The 14,603-nt window shown below is 70.7% G+C and carries 11 protein-coding genes and 1 pseudogene; 4 read left to right on the top strand and 8 right to left on the bottom strand.

The window, feature by feature from the left end:
* Window positions 1-505: 505 nt before the first annotated feature.
* Genes G3580_RS19435 through G3580_RS19425 form a run of 3 tightly spaced genes read right to left on the bottom strand, consistent with a single transcriptional unit; the run spans window position 506 to window position 7,878 of the window.
* The gene (locus G3580_RS19435; protein WP_173768370.1) at window positions 506-2,065 is read right to left on the bottom strand and encodes an AAA family ATPase; all 1,560 of its coding nucleotides are present in this window, start codon (window positions 2,063-2,065) and stop codon (window positions 506-508) included.
* 39 nt (window positions 2,066-2,104) lie between these two features.
* On the bottom strand, window positions 2,105-3,211 hold the full coding sequence (locus tag G3580_RS19430; protein WP_173768367.1) for a response regulator: 1,107 nt from the start codon (window positions 3,209-3,211) through the stop codon (window positions 2,105-2,107).
* Window positions 3,208-7,878 (bottom strand): response regulator, encoded by a 4,671-nt coding sequence (locus tag G3580_RS19425; RefSeq protein WP_173768365.1) that lies wholly within the window; start codon window positions 7,876-7,878, stop codon window positions 3,208-3,210. Before G3580_RS19425 ends, G3580_RS19430 begins: the two co-directional genes overlap by 4 nt.
* Window positions 7,879-8,072: 194 nt before the next feature.
* Between G3580_RS19425 and G3580_RS19420 the strand changes: the two genes are divergently transcribed.
* Complete coding sequence (locus G3580_RS19420) at window positions 8,073-9,686, top strand: peptide chain release factor 3 (protein WP_173768363.1); 1,614 nt, start codon at window positions 8,073-8,075, stop codon at window positions 9,684-9,686.
* 81 nt (window positions 9,687-9,767) lie between these two features.
* Window positions 9,768-10,307 carry an OmpA family protein gene (locus G3580_RS19415; protein ID WP_173768361.1) on the top strand — a complete coding sequence of 180 codons (540 nt, stop codon included), beginning with the start codon at window positions 9,768-9,770 and terminating at the stop codon, window positions 10,305-10,307.
* A 69-nt stretch (window positions 10,308-10,376) separates the two neighbouring features.
* Here G3580_RS19415 and G3580_RS19410 read toward each other — a convergent pair whose 3' ends face one another.
* From G3580_RS19410 to G3580_RS19395, 4 genes and pseudogenes are all read right to left on the bottom strand, one after another.
* Window positions 10,377-10,970, bottom strand: a complete 594-nt coding sequence (locus G3580_RS19410) for a malonic semialdehyde reductase (RefSeq protein ID WP_173768359.1) — start codon at window positions 10,968-10,970, stop codon at window positions 10,377-10,379.
* A gap of 94 nt (window positions 10,971-11,064) precedes the next feature.
* Window positions 11,065-12,273, bottom strand: coding sequence for an NnrS family protein (locus G3580_RS19405; RefSeq protein WP_173768357.1), 1,209 nt, complete (start codon window positions 12,271-12,273; stop codon window positions 11,065-11,067).
* A gap of 159 nt (window positions 12,274-12,432) precedes the next feature.
* Window positions 12,433-12,753 (bottom strand): annotated as a pseudogene (gene fdxA / locus G3580_RS19400) (ferredoxin FdxA); the annotation flags it as partial.
* A complete protein-coding gene (locus G3580_RS19395; RefSeq protein ID WP_173768353.1) occupies window positions 12,750-13,106 on the bottom strand; it encodes a hemerythrin domain-containing protein in 357 nt (118 codons plus the stop codon). The pseudogene fdxA and the gene G3580_RS19395, both read right to left, overlap by 4 nt.
* A gap of 130 nt (window positions 13,107-13,236) precedes the next feature.
* Between G3580_RS19395 and G3580_RS19390 the strand changes: the two genes are divergently transcribed.
* Window positions 13,237-13,686 carry an Rrf2 family transcriptional regulator gene (locus G3580_RS19390; RefSeq protein WP_173768351.1) on the top strand — a complete coding sequence of 150 codons (450 nt, stop codon included), beginning with the start codon at window positions 13,237-13,239 and terminating at the stop codon, window positions 13,684-13,686.
* Here the strand turns inward: G3580_RS19390 and G3580_RS19385 are convergent.
* Window positions 13,670-14,083 (bottom strand): secondary thiamine-phosphate synthase enzyme YjbQ, encoded by a 414-nt coding sequence (locus G3580_RS19385; protein ID WP_173768349.1) that lies wholly within the window; start codon window positions 14,081-14,083, stop codon window positions 13,670-13,672. The two genes, G3580_RS19390 and G3580_RS19385, sit on opposite strands and share 17 nt — an antisense overlap.
* 112 nt (window positions 14,084-14,195) lie before the next feature.
* On the opposite strand from G3580_RS19385, the gene G3580_RS19380 reads away from it, so the two are divergent.
* A complete protein-coding gene (locus tag G3580_RS19380) occupies window positions 14,196-14,597 on the top strand; it encodes a response regulator (RefSeq protein ID WP_173768347.1) in 402 nt (133 codons plus the stop codon).
* The last annotated feature ends 6 nt before the right edge of the window (window positions 14,598-14,603 follow it).

Genomic DNA, 14,603 nt, shown 5'->3' with positions numbered 1-14,603 from the left:
CAGCGAACGCAAGTGAGCGTGGGGGTCGTCCGCCTTCGCGCCGGGCCGCCCCAAGCGAATGTGCGGCCCCCTTGGGGGGCTGCGAACGCAAGTGAGCGTGGGGGTGGTCCGCCTTCGCGCCGGGCCGCCCCAAGCGAATGCGCGGCCCCCTCGGGGGGCAGCGAACGCAAGTGAGCGTGGGGGTCGTCCGCCTTCGCGCCGGGCCGCCCCAAGCGAATGCGCGGCCCCCTCGGGGGGCAGCGAACGCAAGTGAGCGTGGGGGTCGTCCGCCTTCGCGCCGGGCCGCCCCAAGCGAATGCGCGGCCCCCTCGGGGGGCAGCGAACGCAAGTGAGCGTGGGGGTCGTCCGCCTTCGCGCCGGGCCGCCCCAAGCGAATGCGCGGCCCCCTCGGGGGGCAGCGAACGCAAGTGAGCGTGGGGGTCGTCCGCCTTCGCGCCGGGCCGCCCCAAGCGAATGCGCGGCCCCCTCGGGGGGCAGCGAACGCAAGTGAGCGTGGGGGTGGTCCCTAATCCGCAGGCACGCAGCGATCCGCCGCCCAGCGGCGCAGCGCGTCCACCTTGTCGGCCATCACCTGGGAGAGCGGCCGGGTGCGCGCCGCTTCGCTCACGAGGCGTTGGGTGTCCAGCGGCTGGTGGTCGGCGAGGGCTTCGTAGAGGCCGGCGACCACGAGCTGCTCGAGTTCGGCGCCGGAGAAGCCGTCGGTGACCACGGCCAGGGCGTCGAGGTCGAAGCGGGCCGGGTCGAGTTCGCGCCGGCGCAGGTGGATGGCGAGGATGTCCTCGCGCACCTCGGGCGAGGGCAGGTCCACGAAGAAGATCTCGTCGAAGCGCCCCTTGCGCAGCAGTTCCGGCGGCAGGGTGGAGACGTCGTTGGCGGTGGCGACGATGAACAGGCGCGCGCCGTGCTCGGCCATCCAGGTGAGCATGTGGCCGAGCAGGCGGGTGGACACGCCGCCGTCGCCCTCGGCGCTGCCGCTGGCGAGCGCCTTTTCGATCTCGTCGATCCACAGCACCGCCGGCGCCATGGCCTCGGCGGTGCGCAGCGCTTCGCGCAGCTTGCGTTCGCTCTCGCCGGTGTATTTGTCGTAGAGGCTGGCCACGTCGAGGCGCAGCAGGGGCACCTGCCAGCTGCCGGCGATCACCTTGGCGGCGAGGCTCTTGCCGGCGCCCTGCACGCCGAGCAGGAGCACGCCTTTGGGGGTCGGCAGACCGGGGGCGCTGCGCGCGCCGGTGAAGATGGGGCGGCGGGTGGCGAGCCAGCGCTTGAGCTGGGCGAGGCCGCCGATGTCTTCGGGGCCCAGGGGGCTCAGTTCCACGTCCAGCGCGGTGCCGCCGAGCATGTCCTGCTTGTAGCGGGCGACCCGGCCCAGGTCCTCGGGGGTGATGCGCCCGTCGTCGCGGATGGCGTTGCGGATGAGGCGGCGCACGTCCTCTTCGGGCAGGCCGACGACCTGGTGCAGGAGGGCGTTGGCGGTGCCCTGGTCGCCGCGCACGCCGGTGCCCTGCTGGTGGCGGTAGAGGGCCAACTCGTCGCTGAACAGCTTGCGCACCGCATCCATGTCGGGAATGTTGAGGCTCATGTGGGCGGCATGGCGGGCCAGCTCGCGCGCCAGCGGCAGGTGCGGGGCGACCAGCACCAGGGTGCGCTCGGCGGTGGGGTGGTCGAGCACGATCTCGCGCATCAGGCGCACCACCACCGGGTCGTCGAGGAAGGGATGCGGGTCGAGCAGCACGAACAGGCCGCGCCCGGCGTCCTTGTCGATGTGGTGCAGCGCGGCCTCGAGCCGGCCGGTGTCGGGTACCGGGCGGCGGTGGCCGTCGGTGCGGCCGATCTCGGTGGGCGCCGCCTCGACGGTGCCGAACAGGGTGTTGACGCCGTGGCTGGGGCCGTAGCGGAAGTTGGTCTGGGCGAGGCCGTCGGCCACGCTCCACAGGTGCAGGTCGAGGTTGTCCTCGCGGGCGAGGCGCTCGAGCAGGCGCAGGACCTTGGGTTCCTCCACGGTCTCGATGCACACCAGCGGCATGCGTGAGCGCACCAGGGCGGACAGTTCGCGAAAATCCGGCATGCGTTCCCTTGGGTTCGGTTCGGTTCGGTTCGGTCGGGATCAGGCGTCGGCGAAGCGCACCGCGATCTGGCGGAAGACGTCGGCCATGTGCACGAAGGCGTCCACCACGTCGGGGTCGAAGTGGGCGTCCTTGCCGGCCACGATGGTGGAGACGGCCTCTTCGTGCGAGTAGGCCTTCTTGTACACCCGCTCGCTGATGAGCGCGTCGTACACGTCGGCCACCGCCATGAGCCGCGCCGAGATCGGGATCAGCTCGCCGGCGAGGCCCTCGGGGTAGCCGGAGCCGTCCCACTTCTCCTGGTGCGACTGGGCGATCTCCTTGGCGAAGCGCAGGAAGCTGACCTCGGTGCCCAGGGCCGCCTCGGCGGCTTCGAGGGCCTCGCGGCCGAGGGTGGTGTGGGTCTTCATGATGGCCCACTCCTCGTCGTCGAGCGGGCCGGGCTTGAGCAGGATGCTGTCGGGGATGCCGACCTTGCCGATGTCGTGCAGCGGCGCCGACTTGTACATGAGGTAGATGGCCTCGTCGGTCAGCTCGGCAGCGAAGCGCGGGTGGCGCTTGAGCTGGTCGGCCAGCGCCTTCACGTAGAGCTGGGTGCGGCGGATGTGGTTGCCGGTCTCGGCGTCGCGGGTCTCGGCCAGCGAGGCCAGGGCGACGATGGTGGCCTCCTGCACCGCGTTGAGCTCGTTGATGCGACGGTCGATCTCGTTCTCGAGAAAGGCGTTGCGGTCGGTGAGGAAGTCGCTGGCGGCCTTGAGGGTGAGGTGGGTGCGCACCCGCGCCTTCACGATCGGCGGCGAGATCGGCTTGGTGATGTAGTCCACCGCGCCCACGTCGAAGCCCTGCTGCTCGTCGGCGGCGTCGGTGCGCACGGTGAGGAAGATGACCGGGATGCCCAGGGTGCGCGGGTTGGCCTTGAGCTGGCGGCATACGTCGTAGCCGTTGATGCCGGGCATCATCACGTCGAGGAGGATGAGGTCGGGCAGCGGCTCCACCTGGGCCAGCTCCAGCGCGCGCTCGCCGGAGGTGGCGATGCGGGTGCGGTAGGGGCCGGCGCGCAGGCAGCTGACGATCGGTTCGATGGTCTCCGGCGCGTCGTCGACGATGAGGATGGTGGCCGTGCCGAAGGCGGCAGTCTCTTCGCTCATGGGTTCGGGTCTCTTGCGGGCGTCTCGCCCAGGGTATGTGAAAGTATGCCGGCGGCCCGGTCGAAGTCGTACACCTGGATGGCCTGGGCCATCTCGCCGACGGCCGCCTCGCCGAGGCAGTCGATCAGATCGGCCCGGACCTGGGAAAAATAGGCGTTGGCCTCGCCATCCGCGGCGCGCAGCAGGCGGGTGAGTTCGCCGACGATGGTGCTGGCGTTGGCCGTCGTGCGCTCACGCGGGCGCTCGGGCGCGCGCGGGACCGGCAGCCGGGTGCGGATGGCCTCGACCAGGGTGGCCATGTGCGCCTGCATGCGCTCGAGCGCATCGGCGTCGGTCTCGCCCCGGCGCAGGGCCGTCTCCACCTGCGCGGCCGCGGCGGCGAGCGCGCCGGCACCGATGTTGGCGGCCAGCCCGCACAGGGTGTGGGCCGCGTGTTCGGCGCCGTCGACCTGTCCCTGGGCGATCTGGTCGGCGATGCGTGCGGGGGTGTCGCCCTGGGTCTGCGCGAACTGGCGCAGCAATCTCAGGTAGAGGCCCTCGTCGCCGCCCATGCGGCGCAGCCCGGCATCCAGATCGATGCCCTCGATGGACGGCAGTGTGGTGGTCGCGGGTGCCGCGTCGGCGGCCGCGCCCGAGGGGCCGCCGCGCCAGCGCGCGAGGGTGGCGAACAGGTGGGCCGGGTCGATGGGTTTGGCGACGTGGTCGTTCATGCCTGCCAGCAGGCAGCGCTCGCGTTCCTCGGCCATGGCGTGGGCGGTCATGGCGATGATCGGCAGCTGGGCGAAGCGGGGCTGGGCGCGCAGCAGCCGGGTGGCCTCGAAGCCGTCGAGCCCGGGCATCTGCAGGTCCATGAGCACCGCGTCGAAGCCCGCCACCGAGGTGTCCTCGAGGCGATCGACGGCGGCCTGGCCGTCGGTGGCGATCTCGACCCGGGCGCCGCGCGACTCGAGCAGGGTGCGGGCGATCTGCTGGTTGATGTCGTTGTCTTCGACCACCAGCACGCGCATGCCGTCGAGCCGCACCGCGGCATCGGCGGGTGGGGCCGGCAGGGCGGCCATGGCCCGTTCCAGGCCGTAGGCGTGCATGATCGCGTCGATGAGGCTGGAGGCCGTCACCGGCTTGAACAGCTGCGCGTCGGCGCCCACCCGGGCGGCGTCGGCGGCCAGCTCCGCGGTGCCGAAGGCGGTGACCAGGATGACCACCGGCGGATGGGTCAGATCGGGGTCGTGCTTGATGCGGCGGGTGGCCTCGAGCCCGTCGATGCCGGGCATGCGCCAGTCCATGAGCACCAGGCCGAAGGGGGCGTCCGCGTCCGCCGCGGCGATCGCCGTGAGCGCGGCCTGGGCCGAAGCCACCGCCTCGGTGCGGAAGGGCATCGCCGAGAGCATGCCGCACAGCACCTCGCGCGCGGCCGGGTGGTCGTCCACCACCAGCACCCGCAGGCCGTGCAGGCGCCCGGGCAGGCGCGGCGCATGGGCCTCGCCATGGACGCCGAAGCCGAGGCTGAAGCGGAAGGTGCTGCCGGCGCCGGGCTGGCTTTCGACGCCGATGTGCCCGCCCATGAGCTCGACCAGATGGCGGCAGATCGACAGCCCGAGGCCGGAGCCGCCGTACTTGCGCGAGGTGGACCCGTCGGCCTGGGCGAAGGCCTCGAACAGGCGCGAGCGCTGCTCGACGCTCATGCCCACCCCGGTGTCGCTGACCGCGAAGGCCAGCTCGATGCGGCCGCTCTGGCGCCGGACCGGCGACACGCTCAGGCGCACCTCGCCATGCTCGGTGAACTTGACCGCGTTGCCGAGCAGGTTGGTGAGCACCTGGCCGAGGCGGTGCGGATCGCCCACCAGGCGCGGCGGGATGTCGGGCGCCACGTCGAGCAGCAGTTCGAGCTGCTTTTCCTGGGCGCGCTGGGCGACCAGGGTGGCGACGTTGCCGAGCACCTCGTCGAGGCTGAAGTCCACCGCCTCGATCTCGATCCGGCCGGCCTCGATGCGCGAGAAGTCGAGGATGTCGTTGATCACCCGCAGCAGCGACTGGCCGGCCTGCTGGATCTTGCGCACGTAGTCGTGCTGGGTGTCGTTCAGCTCGGTGTCGAGGCACAGGTGCGAAAGGCCGATGATGGCGTTCATCGGGGTGCGGATCTCGTGGCTCATGTTGGCCAGGAAGCGCGCCTTGGCCTGGGCGGCCTCCTCCGCCATGCGCTTGGCGCGGCGCAGGGCGGTCTCGGTGGCCTTGCGCGCGGAGACGTCCTCGAGCACCCACACGCAGTGGGTGATGAGGCCCTGGGCATCGGTCAGCGCACTGACCGCCATGCTGACCCAGAAGTGCTCGCCGCCCTTCTTGCGGCTCTGGCATTCCTGGTGCCACACGCGCCCGGCGCGCAGGGTGTTCCACAGGGTGGCGAACACGTCGGTGGCGTTGCCCTGGGCATCGAAGATGTCGGGCAGGTCGGTGGTGATGTCCTCGAGCCGGTAGCCGGTGAGCTTGGTGAAGTGCGGGTTCACGTACTGCACCTGGCCGTCGGGGCGGGTGATGACGATCATCACCGGGCTCTGCTCGACCGCCAGCGAGAGCTTGCGCAGGTCGTGCTCGACCTGCTTGAGGGGGGTGATGTCGTAGGTCCAGCCGATCACCACCGGCTCGTCGCCGAGCCGGCTGCGCTCCAGGGTCAGCAGGGCCCAGCGCGGATCGCCGTCGGCATGGCGCAGGGTCACCTCCAGGTCGCGCACCTCGGCGCCGGCTTCGAGGAGGGTCATGGCCTGGTCGCGCTGGGCCGGGTCGGCGAAGCGTTGCGCCACCGGCTGGCGCATGAACTGCGCATGGTCGATGCCGGCCATCTCGCAGGCACGGCTGTTGACGAACACCGGCATGCCGGCGAAGTTGCTGATGACCACCGCGATGGGGCTCGATTCGAGGATGGTGCGCAGCTGCGCCTCGGCGTCGCGGGCGCGGCGCTCGGCCTGCTTGGTCTCGGTGATGTCCACGACAATGCCCAGCAGGCCGCCGCTCTGGCCGTTGCTGAGGCGAAAGCCCGAGACCCAGTACAGGGTGTCGTGCACCACGCCGTCGGCGAAGGGCAAGCGCAGTTCCTTCTGCACGTTGCCGGCCTCGGCGATCACGCGCATGTCCTCGTCGTGGTAGGCCACCCGGTCGGCGGCGGGCAGGTATTCGAGCTCGAGCACGGTCTTGCCCTGCAGGTACGCGCGGGTGGTGCCGAAGGTGGTCTCGTAGGCCTTGTTGCAGCCGAGGAAGCGTCCGTCGGGGCCCTTGTAGAAGATCGGGTTCGGGACCGCGTCGATGAGGATCTGCACGAACAGCAGCTGGTCGGCCAGGGCGGCCTGCTTCTGGGCCAGCTCGGTGGTGCGCGCCGCCACCTTCTCCTCGAGCTTTTCGCGTGCCTGATCGAGCGAGGTCTTGGCGCGGGCGAGCAGGCTGCGGGTGCGGTTCTGGCTGTCGACGAGGGTGGCCAGCTCGTGCCAGCGGGCCTCGATGGGCGCACCGGGCGCCAGTTCGAGGCGGCCGATGCGCTCGCTCTGCGCCACCAGCGCGCGCAGCGGCTGGCGCACCCGGCCGGCGAAGCGCATCGCCATCAGCACCCCGAGGGCGATGACGCCGGCCAGCAGGCCGACGAAGATCCACAGGTCGCGGGCGCGGGCGGGGATGAAGTCGGCCTCGGGCGCGAAGGCCCCGATCCACAGGGCCTGACCGCCCAGGTCGATGGGTACGAACTGGCCCCGCCAGGTGAGCGCTTCGGCGGTGAACACCACGCTACCGGCCTGCATGCCGCCCTGGTGCCAGGCGGCCACGCCGCGCTGGAGAAAGTCGATGTCGAGCGCGTCGACCGGCTGGAACACCGCGCTGCGGATCGCCGCCGGGTCGGCGAAGCGCGGGAAGCGCGGCAGGCCGAGCACCTTGCCGTCGGCGGTGAACACCGCGACCCCGCCGCGCGTGCCCACCGCCATGGCGGTGGTGATGCGCGACAGGTCGGCGAGCAGGACGTCCATGGCCAGCACCCGGGTGGCGCCCTCGCTGTCGTGCCAGCGCGTGGAGATGGTGATGCCCGGGTCCTTGGTGGTGAAGAACTGGTAGGGGGCGGTCCAGTGCGGCTGCAGATCGGCCTCGGAGGATAGCGCCCCCTCGAACCAGGGCCGCCGGCGCGGATCGTAATCGCTGGGCCGGGTCTCCTCGGAGGGCAGCGGGTCGTTCTCCCGCCAGGTCAGCCAGCGGTGCCGATCCGGGGTGCCGGCGGCGGCGGTGAGGCGGTTGATCCAGCGCCCGCCGGGCTGCTCGAGCAGCATGATCTCGCTGCCGTCGTCGCGCGCGTACAGCGCGGTGGACAAGCGCGGATCGTTCTCGAGGATGGGCCGCATGAGACGGTCGAAGGCGTAGGCGTCGGTGGCCTCGAGCAGGCCGGCCTGCCCCCACTGGGCGGCGGTGAGCAGCAGCTGTTCGATCTGGTGCACGTCGCGGCGCAGGCGCACCCCCACTTCCTGGGCGGCCTGCTTGACCTCGTTCTGGGCCAGCTCGCCCATGGTCGGCGCGATGATCAGGGTGTACAGGGCGGCGCCGAAGACCAGGAAGCACAGGCCGATGACCGAGGCGAACTGGCCCAGCAGTGCGGTGACGAGCGACGCGCGGCGTCGCGGTTTCGGCTCCGGCGTTTCGGTCATGGCATCGGCGCGCGGGTCGGGTGCGGTGGGAAAGGCAAAGAATACGTAACTATGATTGACACAGAAAGTATTTCATGACGACCGACTGGCACCACCAGTCGAGCGGGCTTGCTCCCCGGCGCGGGTTTCGGTAAAAGCCCTGCTTTGTCCTCCTCGGCCGCGGCACCCCGTGCGCGGCCGTAACCGAGCCCCTCATGACCGCCACCGCCTATCCGCCCGAACTGGTCAAGCAGACCCAGCGCCGGCGCACCTTCGCCATCATCTCCCACCCCGACGCGGGCAAGACCACGCTGACCGAGAAGCTGCTGCTGTTCGGCGGCGCGATCCAGCTGGCCGGCACGGTGAAGGCGCGCAAGAGCGCCCGCCACGCCACCTCCGACTGGATGGAGGTGGAGAAGCAGCGCGGCATCTCGGTGAGCTCCTCGGTGATGCAGTTCGACTACCAGGACCACACCATCAACCTGCTCGACACCCCGGGCCACGAGGACTTCTCCGAAGACACCTACCGGGTGCTCACCGCGGTGGACGCGGCGGTGATGGTGATCGACGCGGCCAAGGGCGTGGAGGCGCAGACCATCAAGCTGCTCGACGTGTGCCGGCTGCGCAACACCCCGATCATCACCTTCGTGAACAAGCTCGACCGCGAGGTGCGCGAGCCCTTCGAGCTGCTCCAGGAGATCGAGGACGTGCTCAAGATCGAGTGCGCGCCGGTGACCTGGCCGGTGGGCATGGGCAAGGCCTTCCGCGGCGTCTATCACCTGCTCGACAACCGCATCCTGCGCTTCACCCCGGGGGAGGAACGCAAGAGCGCGGCCGAGATCATCACCGACCTGGACAACCCCCAGCTCGACATCCTGTTCCCGGGCGAGATCGGCCAGGTGCGCGACGACGTGGAGCTCATCGAGGGGGCGAGCAACCCGTTCTCGCTCGACGACTTCCTCGGCGGGCGGCAGAGCCCGGTGTTCTTCGGCTCCGGGATCAACAACTTCGGGGTGCAGGAGATCCTGCAGGCGCTCATCGACTGGGCGCCGCCGCCGCAGGCGCGCGACGCGGGCGAACGCATGGTGGCCCCGGCCGAGCCGAAATTCTCCGGCTTCGTGTTCAAGATCCAGGCCAACATGGACCCCAAGCACCGCGACCGCATCGCCTTCTTCCGCGTGTGCTCGGGCAAGTACGAGCCAGGCATGAAGACCCGCCACCTGCGCCTGGCGCGGGAATTCAAGATCGCCAGCGCGCTCACCTTCATGGCCAACGAGCGGGTGCACATGGATGCCGCCTACGCCGGCGACATCATCGGCATCCACAACCACGGCCAGCTGCAGATCGGCGATACCCTCACCGAGGGCGAGGCGCTGCACTTCAAGGGCATCCCCTACTTCGCCCCGGAGATGTTCCGCGCCGCGCGTCTGCGCGATCCGCTCAAGACCAAGCAGCTGCAGAAGGGCCTGCAGGAGCTGGGCGAGGAAGGCGCCATCCAGGTGTTCGAGGCCGTGGGCGGGCAGATGCTGCTCGGCGCGGTCGGCCAGTTGCAGTTCGAAGTGGTCGCCCAGCGCCTCAAGGACGAATACAAGGTGGACGCCATCTTCGAGGCCGCCGACATCCACACCGCGCGCTGGCTCACCTTCCCCGACGAGGCCACCCGGCGCAAGTTCGAGAAGGAACAGGCGCTGCGCCTGGGCGCCGACGTGGACGGCAACCCGGTGTATCTGGCCAGCACCCGCTACAACCTGCAGGTGACCATGGAAAAATGGCCCGACGTGGGCTTCCACGCCACCCGCGAGCACGGCCAGAAGATCGCCACCGCCTGACACACATGCGCACAGACAGCGTCATGACGATTCGCTAGAATCGCAGGCATTCACAGCATCCGTCGATCGAGGAGCGGACACATGGACGAACAGGATGAACTGGGCATTCCGCTGGCGGTGGTGTTCTTCATCGTCGCGCTGGTGATCGCGCTGGTCATCGGCGTGGTCACCTGGCGCGTGCATCACCGCGTCGGCGCGCCGGTGGTCGAGGCCGTGCCGACGCCGGTCGCGGCGGTGGTCACCCACGAAGCGGCGATCGCGGTCGCGCCCGAGGTGCATTACACCGATATCGCGCCGGTCGGCGATCCGCAGCTCAAGGTGTATTTCGATGTCGGCCAGACCGATCTGTCGAAGGAGGCGCGGGCCAATCTGGCGGCGCTCTCGAAGCTGATCACCCGGCTCGACGCCCACGAGGCGGTGGTGCTGATCTCCGGCTTCCACGACGAGACCGGCACCGCGCATGTCAACGCCGAGGTGGCCAAGCGGCGCGCCTTCGCGGTGCGCGACGCGCTGATCGCCGAGGGCGTCACCCCGGACATGATCCAGCTGCGCAGGCCGGAGGTGACCCTGGGCGGCGCCGACGCGGCCGAGGCACGCCGTGTCGAGGTGCGTGTCCAGTAAGCGGCGGATCGGGTCGACCAACGCCGGGCCTGCGGGCCCGGTTTTCGTTTGTCGTGTCGCCGCCCCGGATCAGAGGATCCGGGCGACCTCGTCGAAGGCCAGGCGCGGGCCGCGCGGATGGTTGCCCTCCGGATCGCCGTAGCCCAGGTTCACCAGGAAGTTGGCCTTGTAGCGTCCGTCGGGGAAGAACTCGGCGTTGAGCTTGTCGGCATCGAAGCCGCTCATGGGGCCGCAGTCCAGGCCCAGCAGGCGCGCCGCCATGATCAGGTAGGCCCCCTGCAGGGTGCTGTTGCGAAATGCGGTGCTGCGCGCCAGCTCGGCATTGTTGGCGAAGGTGTCGCGCGCGTTGGCCGAGTGCGGGAACTGGCTCGGCAGATGCTCGTAGAACTGCGTATCCATGGCCACGATCACGGTCAGCGGCGCGGCCATGGTCTTGGCCACATTGCCGGCGGCGAGCGTGTTGGTGAGCCGCGCCTTGGCTTCGGTGCTGCGCACGAACACATAGCGCGCCGGCTGGCAGTTCATCGAGGTGGGCCCCCAGCGCAGCAGGTCGTACAGGCGCAGGACGGTGGCGTCATCGACCGGGCGGGGGCTGAAGCTGTTGAAGGTGCGGGCGGCCAGAAAGGCCTGCTGGAGCACATCATCCGACACGGCGGCTTTCATGGGCGGGACTCCTCGGTGAAGGGGGGTGACGGTTGCCCACCCTACCCCGCCGCGGCGCGCGTGTCGACGGCCGGCTGCCCTGATGCCACCGGCCCTATCCGGGCAGCCCGTCGGCGCGGGTGCGCCACAGCCACGGGCCATAGCGCCACACGAACAGCAGCAGCGCGCCGGCGAAGCAGGCGCCGGCCACCTCGATCAGGGCCGGTGCGTGCGTCATCCCCGGCCACGCGGCGGCGAGGCGGGCCACGACCGCCACCAGCATCAGGCCGTAGGCCGGCACCATCGGCGCGGGCAGCGCCAGGGGGCGGCCGGTGTGGCCCAGGGCGGTGCGCGTCATCATCCCCAGGGTGAGCACGCCGATGCCGCCGATGGCGATCAGGTGCACCGCCGCCGACAGCCAGGCCGGCGCCATGGCCAGCGCCCAGCCGGCCAGGCCCAGGCCGAGCGCCGTCAGCACGTAGCCGGCGTAGAGGATCCACAGCAGCGGATGGCGCAGCACGCCGGTGCCGGCGACGCGCAGGTTGCGGCCCAGCAGGGCGAGGTTGAAGCCCATGCCGGCGACCCCGGCCACCAGCGCCAGCGGCGTGTCCTGACCGCTGGCGGCGATCACGGCGAGCACCAGCGGTGCCAGGATCGCGGCGCGCCCGGCCCAGGCCGGGTGAGCGACCTGGGGATGCTGCAGGGCCCGGTGGGAGAAGAACGGGATCACCCGCAGGCCGATCACGGCGATGAAGCCGGCCACCACCAGCAGACCGGCCACCAGCAGGCGCGCCGGGTCGATCGCCAGGCGGCCGGCGGCCGCGAGCAGGAACACGCTGTTGGCCACCGCGAAGCCGACCAGCAGGAACGGGATCGGCAGGTTGCGGCGGTTGCGCGTGCGCACCACCGGCACCGCCAGCGCCGCCGCCGAGGCGAGCAGGAAGCCGACCGACAGCAGGCCGGTGAGCACGGGGGTGCCGGTCTCCAGCGCCGCGGCGATGCGGGCGCCGAGCCAGAGCGCCGCCAGCGCGGCCAGCGGCGCGCCGCGCAGGGGCTTCTGGCCGGTCCAGGTGGCCACCGCGGTGAGCAGGAAGCCGACGATGATGGCGCCGGCGTAGCCCCAGATCATCTCGTGGCCGTGCCACAGCAGGCCCGGCAGCGCGGAGGTGCCGGCGAAGCCGTGCACCCAGGCGAGGATGGCGACGGCGCCGAACAGGGCCGCGCCCAGGTACAGGGGGCGGAAGGCCATGGCGGTGAAGGCGCGCCAGTCGGCCCGGTTGGGGGGCAGCCGGGGGCGCGGTTCGTCCAGGGGCATGATGGCCATGTGATGGGCTCCTCGGGGCGTTCAGCCCGCGGCAAGGGTGTCCGGCGGCTCGCCGGCGGGGTCGGGCTCGGGGGTGTCCCGGGCGGGTTCTGTCGGGGTCAGGGGGCGTACCTCGGCGGTGTGCCCGTCTGGCGCGGGCGCTGTCGTCGAGGGGGGATCGGTGTCGAGCCAGGCGCGCTTGTCGGTCACCGCGGCCCAGGTGTCGGCCTTGGGCAGGGGGGGGTGGCGGGCGACGATGCGCGGCCACTGGCGTGCCAGCACGGCGTTGAGCTCGAGGTAGTCGCGCTGCTGCTCGGTCAGTTCGTCTTCCGGCACGATGGCCTCCACCGGGCACTCGGGGATGCACAGGGTGCAGTCGATGCATTCGTCCGGATCGATGACGAGGAAGTTGGTGCCCTCGCGGAAGGCGTCGACCGGGCAGACGTCGACGCAGTCGGTGTATTTGCAGCGGATGCAGGCTTCGGTCACCACATGGGTCATGTCAGCACCCCGTCGAAGCAGGCCTCGACCGCCGGGAACAGTTCCCGTTCCTCGAAGCGCACATGGTCGATCAGGGCGCGGCCGGCCTCGGCCTCGCGCTCGCCGCGCTCGGCGGCCGCGAACAGGGCCTCGAGCTGCCGGTGCTCGGCCCGCAGGCGGGCCGCGAGGGCGTGTTCGCCGTGGGTCTCGAGCAGGGGCGCGAGGCTGCGCTCCTCCTCGGCGAAGTGGGCCGCCAGCTCGGCGCGCTGCGCGCCCAGGGCCATGCTCGCACCACCGTTGATCAGCTGTCGCCCCAGGCGCAGGGCGGCGTGGTGTTCGCGGGACAGCGGGACGAGACGGGGATCGCGTTGCATGGCGGGCTCCTGGGGTCGAGGTCTTTAAGATGCATTTTATGTGAATCTTTAAAAGAGTCAACAGAAATGCATCTTTTGTGGCACCATGCCCACGCACGGGCCGTCACGGCCCGGCCGAGGGAGCCCGAGCATGAACATCACCCAGCACACCGACTACGCCCTGCGCCTGCTGATCTACCTGGGCGCCTGCCCGGAGCGGCGGGTGACCATCAAGGAGGTGGCCGAGGCCTTCGACATCTCGCGCAGCCACCTGATGAAGATCGTCAACCGCCTGGTGGCGGACGGCATCGTGGACGGCGCCCGCGGCAAGGGCGGCGGCCTGCGCCTGGCGCGCCCGCCCGAGCGCATCGTGGTGGGCGACATCGTGCGCCGCATGGAGCCGGGCTTCGAGCTGGTGGAGTGCTTCGGCAGCCAGTCGAACTGCCTGCTGACCTCCCGCTGCCGCCTCAAGGGCGCGCTGCATGCCGCGCTGCAGGCCTTTCTGGCCTCGCTCGACGGCGTCACCCTGGCGGAGCTGATCGCGCCGGACGCGAAGGTGCGTCAGCTGCTGCGGGTGGAGGCGTTCAGCCCAGCACCGTGACCACGATACGGCGCGTCGAGCCGCCGGTGCGATGTTCCCACAGGAAGAGGCCCTGCCAGGTGCCCAGGGCCAGGCGCCCATTGCTCACCGGCACGGTCAGGCCGGTGTCGGTGAGCACGCTGCGGGCATGCGCGGCCATGTCGTCCGGCCCTTCCAGGTCGTGGGCGTAGGCCGGATCGCCGTCGGGGGCGAGGCGGCCGAGGATGGTCTCCAGATCGCGGCGCACGTCCGGGTCGGCGTTTTCGGTGAGGGTCAGCGAGCAGCTGGTGTGGCACACGAACACATGACACAGGCCGGTGGCGATGCCGCTGTCGCGCACCACCGCGGCGACCCGGTCGGTGATGTCCTGGGTGCCACGGCCGGGCGTGGAAACAGGGAAGCTGTGTTGATAAGCCATGGACGCATGATGCGGCAGGCGGGCCGCGGAAGGAAGTGACCCGATGCGGTCAAGCTCGGCCGAATCGCGCCGATAATGAGGACTGGGCGTGAATCCTCGGGCGAGGCGACGGATGGCAAGCAGGCGGGTGATGGTGGTGGACGATGTGGCGGTGATCCGCGGTTTCGTCAAGTCGGCGTTGCGGGATCTGGACGTGATCCTGCACGAGGCTTCGGACGGCCATCAGGGGCTCGAGATGCAGGACACCCTGCCGGCCGACGTCATCATCTGCGACATCTCCATGCCGGGCATGAACGGCGAGGAATTCCTCACCGCCCTGCGCGGGCGCGGCGACCGTACCCCGGTGATCATGCTCACCTCCGATGGCGACAAGGCGGTGGTCAACCGTCTGCTCAAGGTCGGCATCCAGGGCTATCTGCTCAAGCCGTTCAAGCCGGGCCTGCTCGCGGACCGGGTCGAGGAGCTGCTCCGGAACGTGTCGCCGCCAGCGCCCGAAGACGCCGACGCCGCCTGATCGGCG

This window comes from Nitrogeniibacter mangrovi (assembly GCF_010983895.1).
GTDB lineage: Bacteria > Pseudomonadota > Gammaproteobacteria > Burkholderiales > Rhodocyclaceae > Nitrogeniibacter > Nitrogeniibacter mangrovi.
This window is presented reverse-complemented; position numbering and strand designations above follow the sequence as displayed.

Bases quoted from the DNA above. Each gene is read 5' to 3' on its own strand.
- G3580_RS19385 (WP_173768349.1), bottom strand. From the start codon at position 14,083: ATGGCTTATCAACACAGCTTCCCTGTTTCCACGCCCGGCCGTGGCACC.
- G3580_RS19405 (WP_173768357.1), bottom strand. From the start codon at position 12,273: ATGGCCATCATGCCCCTGGACGAACCGCGCCCCCGGCTGCCCCCCAAC.
- G3580_RS19415 (WP_173768361.1), top strand. From the start codon at position 9,768: ATGGACGAACAGGATGAACTGGGCATTCCGCTGGCGGTGGTGTTCTTC.
- G3580_RS19435 (WP_173768370.1), bottom strand. From the start codon at position 2,065: ATGCCGGATTTTCGCGAACTGTCCGCCCTGGTGCGCTCACGCATGCCG.
- G3580_RS19380 (WP_173768347.1), top strand. From the start codon at position 14,196: ATGGCAAGCAGGCGGGTGATGGTGGTGGACGATGTGGCGGTGATCCGC.
- G3580_RS19395 (WP_173768353.1), bottom strand. From the start codon at position 13,106: ATGCAACGCGATCCCCGTCTCGTCCCGCTGTCCCGCGAACACCACGCC.
- G3580_RS19390 (WP_173768351.1), top strand. From the start codon at position 13,237: ATGAACATCACCCAGCACACCGACTACGCCCTGCGCCTGCTGATCTAC.
- G3580_RS19410 (WP_173768359.1), bottom strand. From the start codon at position 10,970: ATGAAAGCCGCCGTGTCGGATGATGTGCTCCAGCAGGCCTTTCTGGCC.
- G3580_RS19420 (WP_173768363.1), top strand. From the start codon at position 8,073: ATGACCGCCACCGCCTATCCGCCCGAACTGGTCAAGCAGACCCAGCGC.
- G3580_RS19430 (WP_173768367.1), bottom strand. From the start codon at position 3,211: ATGAGCGAAGAGACTGCCGCCTTCGGCACGGCCACCATCCTCATCGTC.
- G3580_RS19425 (WP_173768365.1), bottom strand. From the start codon at position 7,878: ATGACCGAAACGCCGGAGCCGAAACCGCGACGCCGCGCGTCGCTCGTC.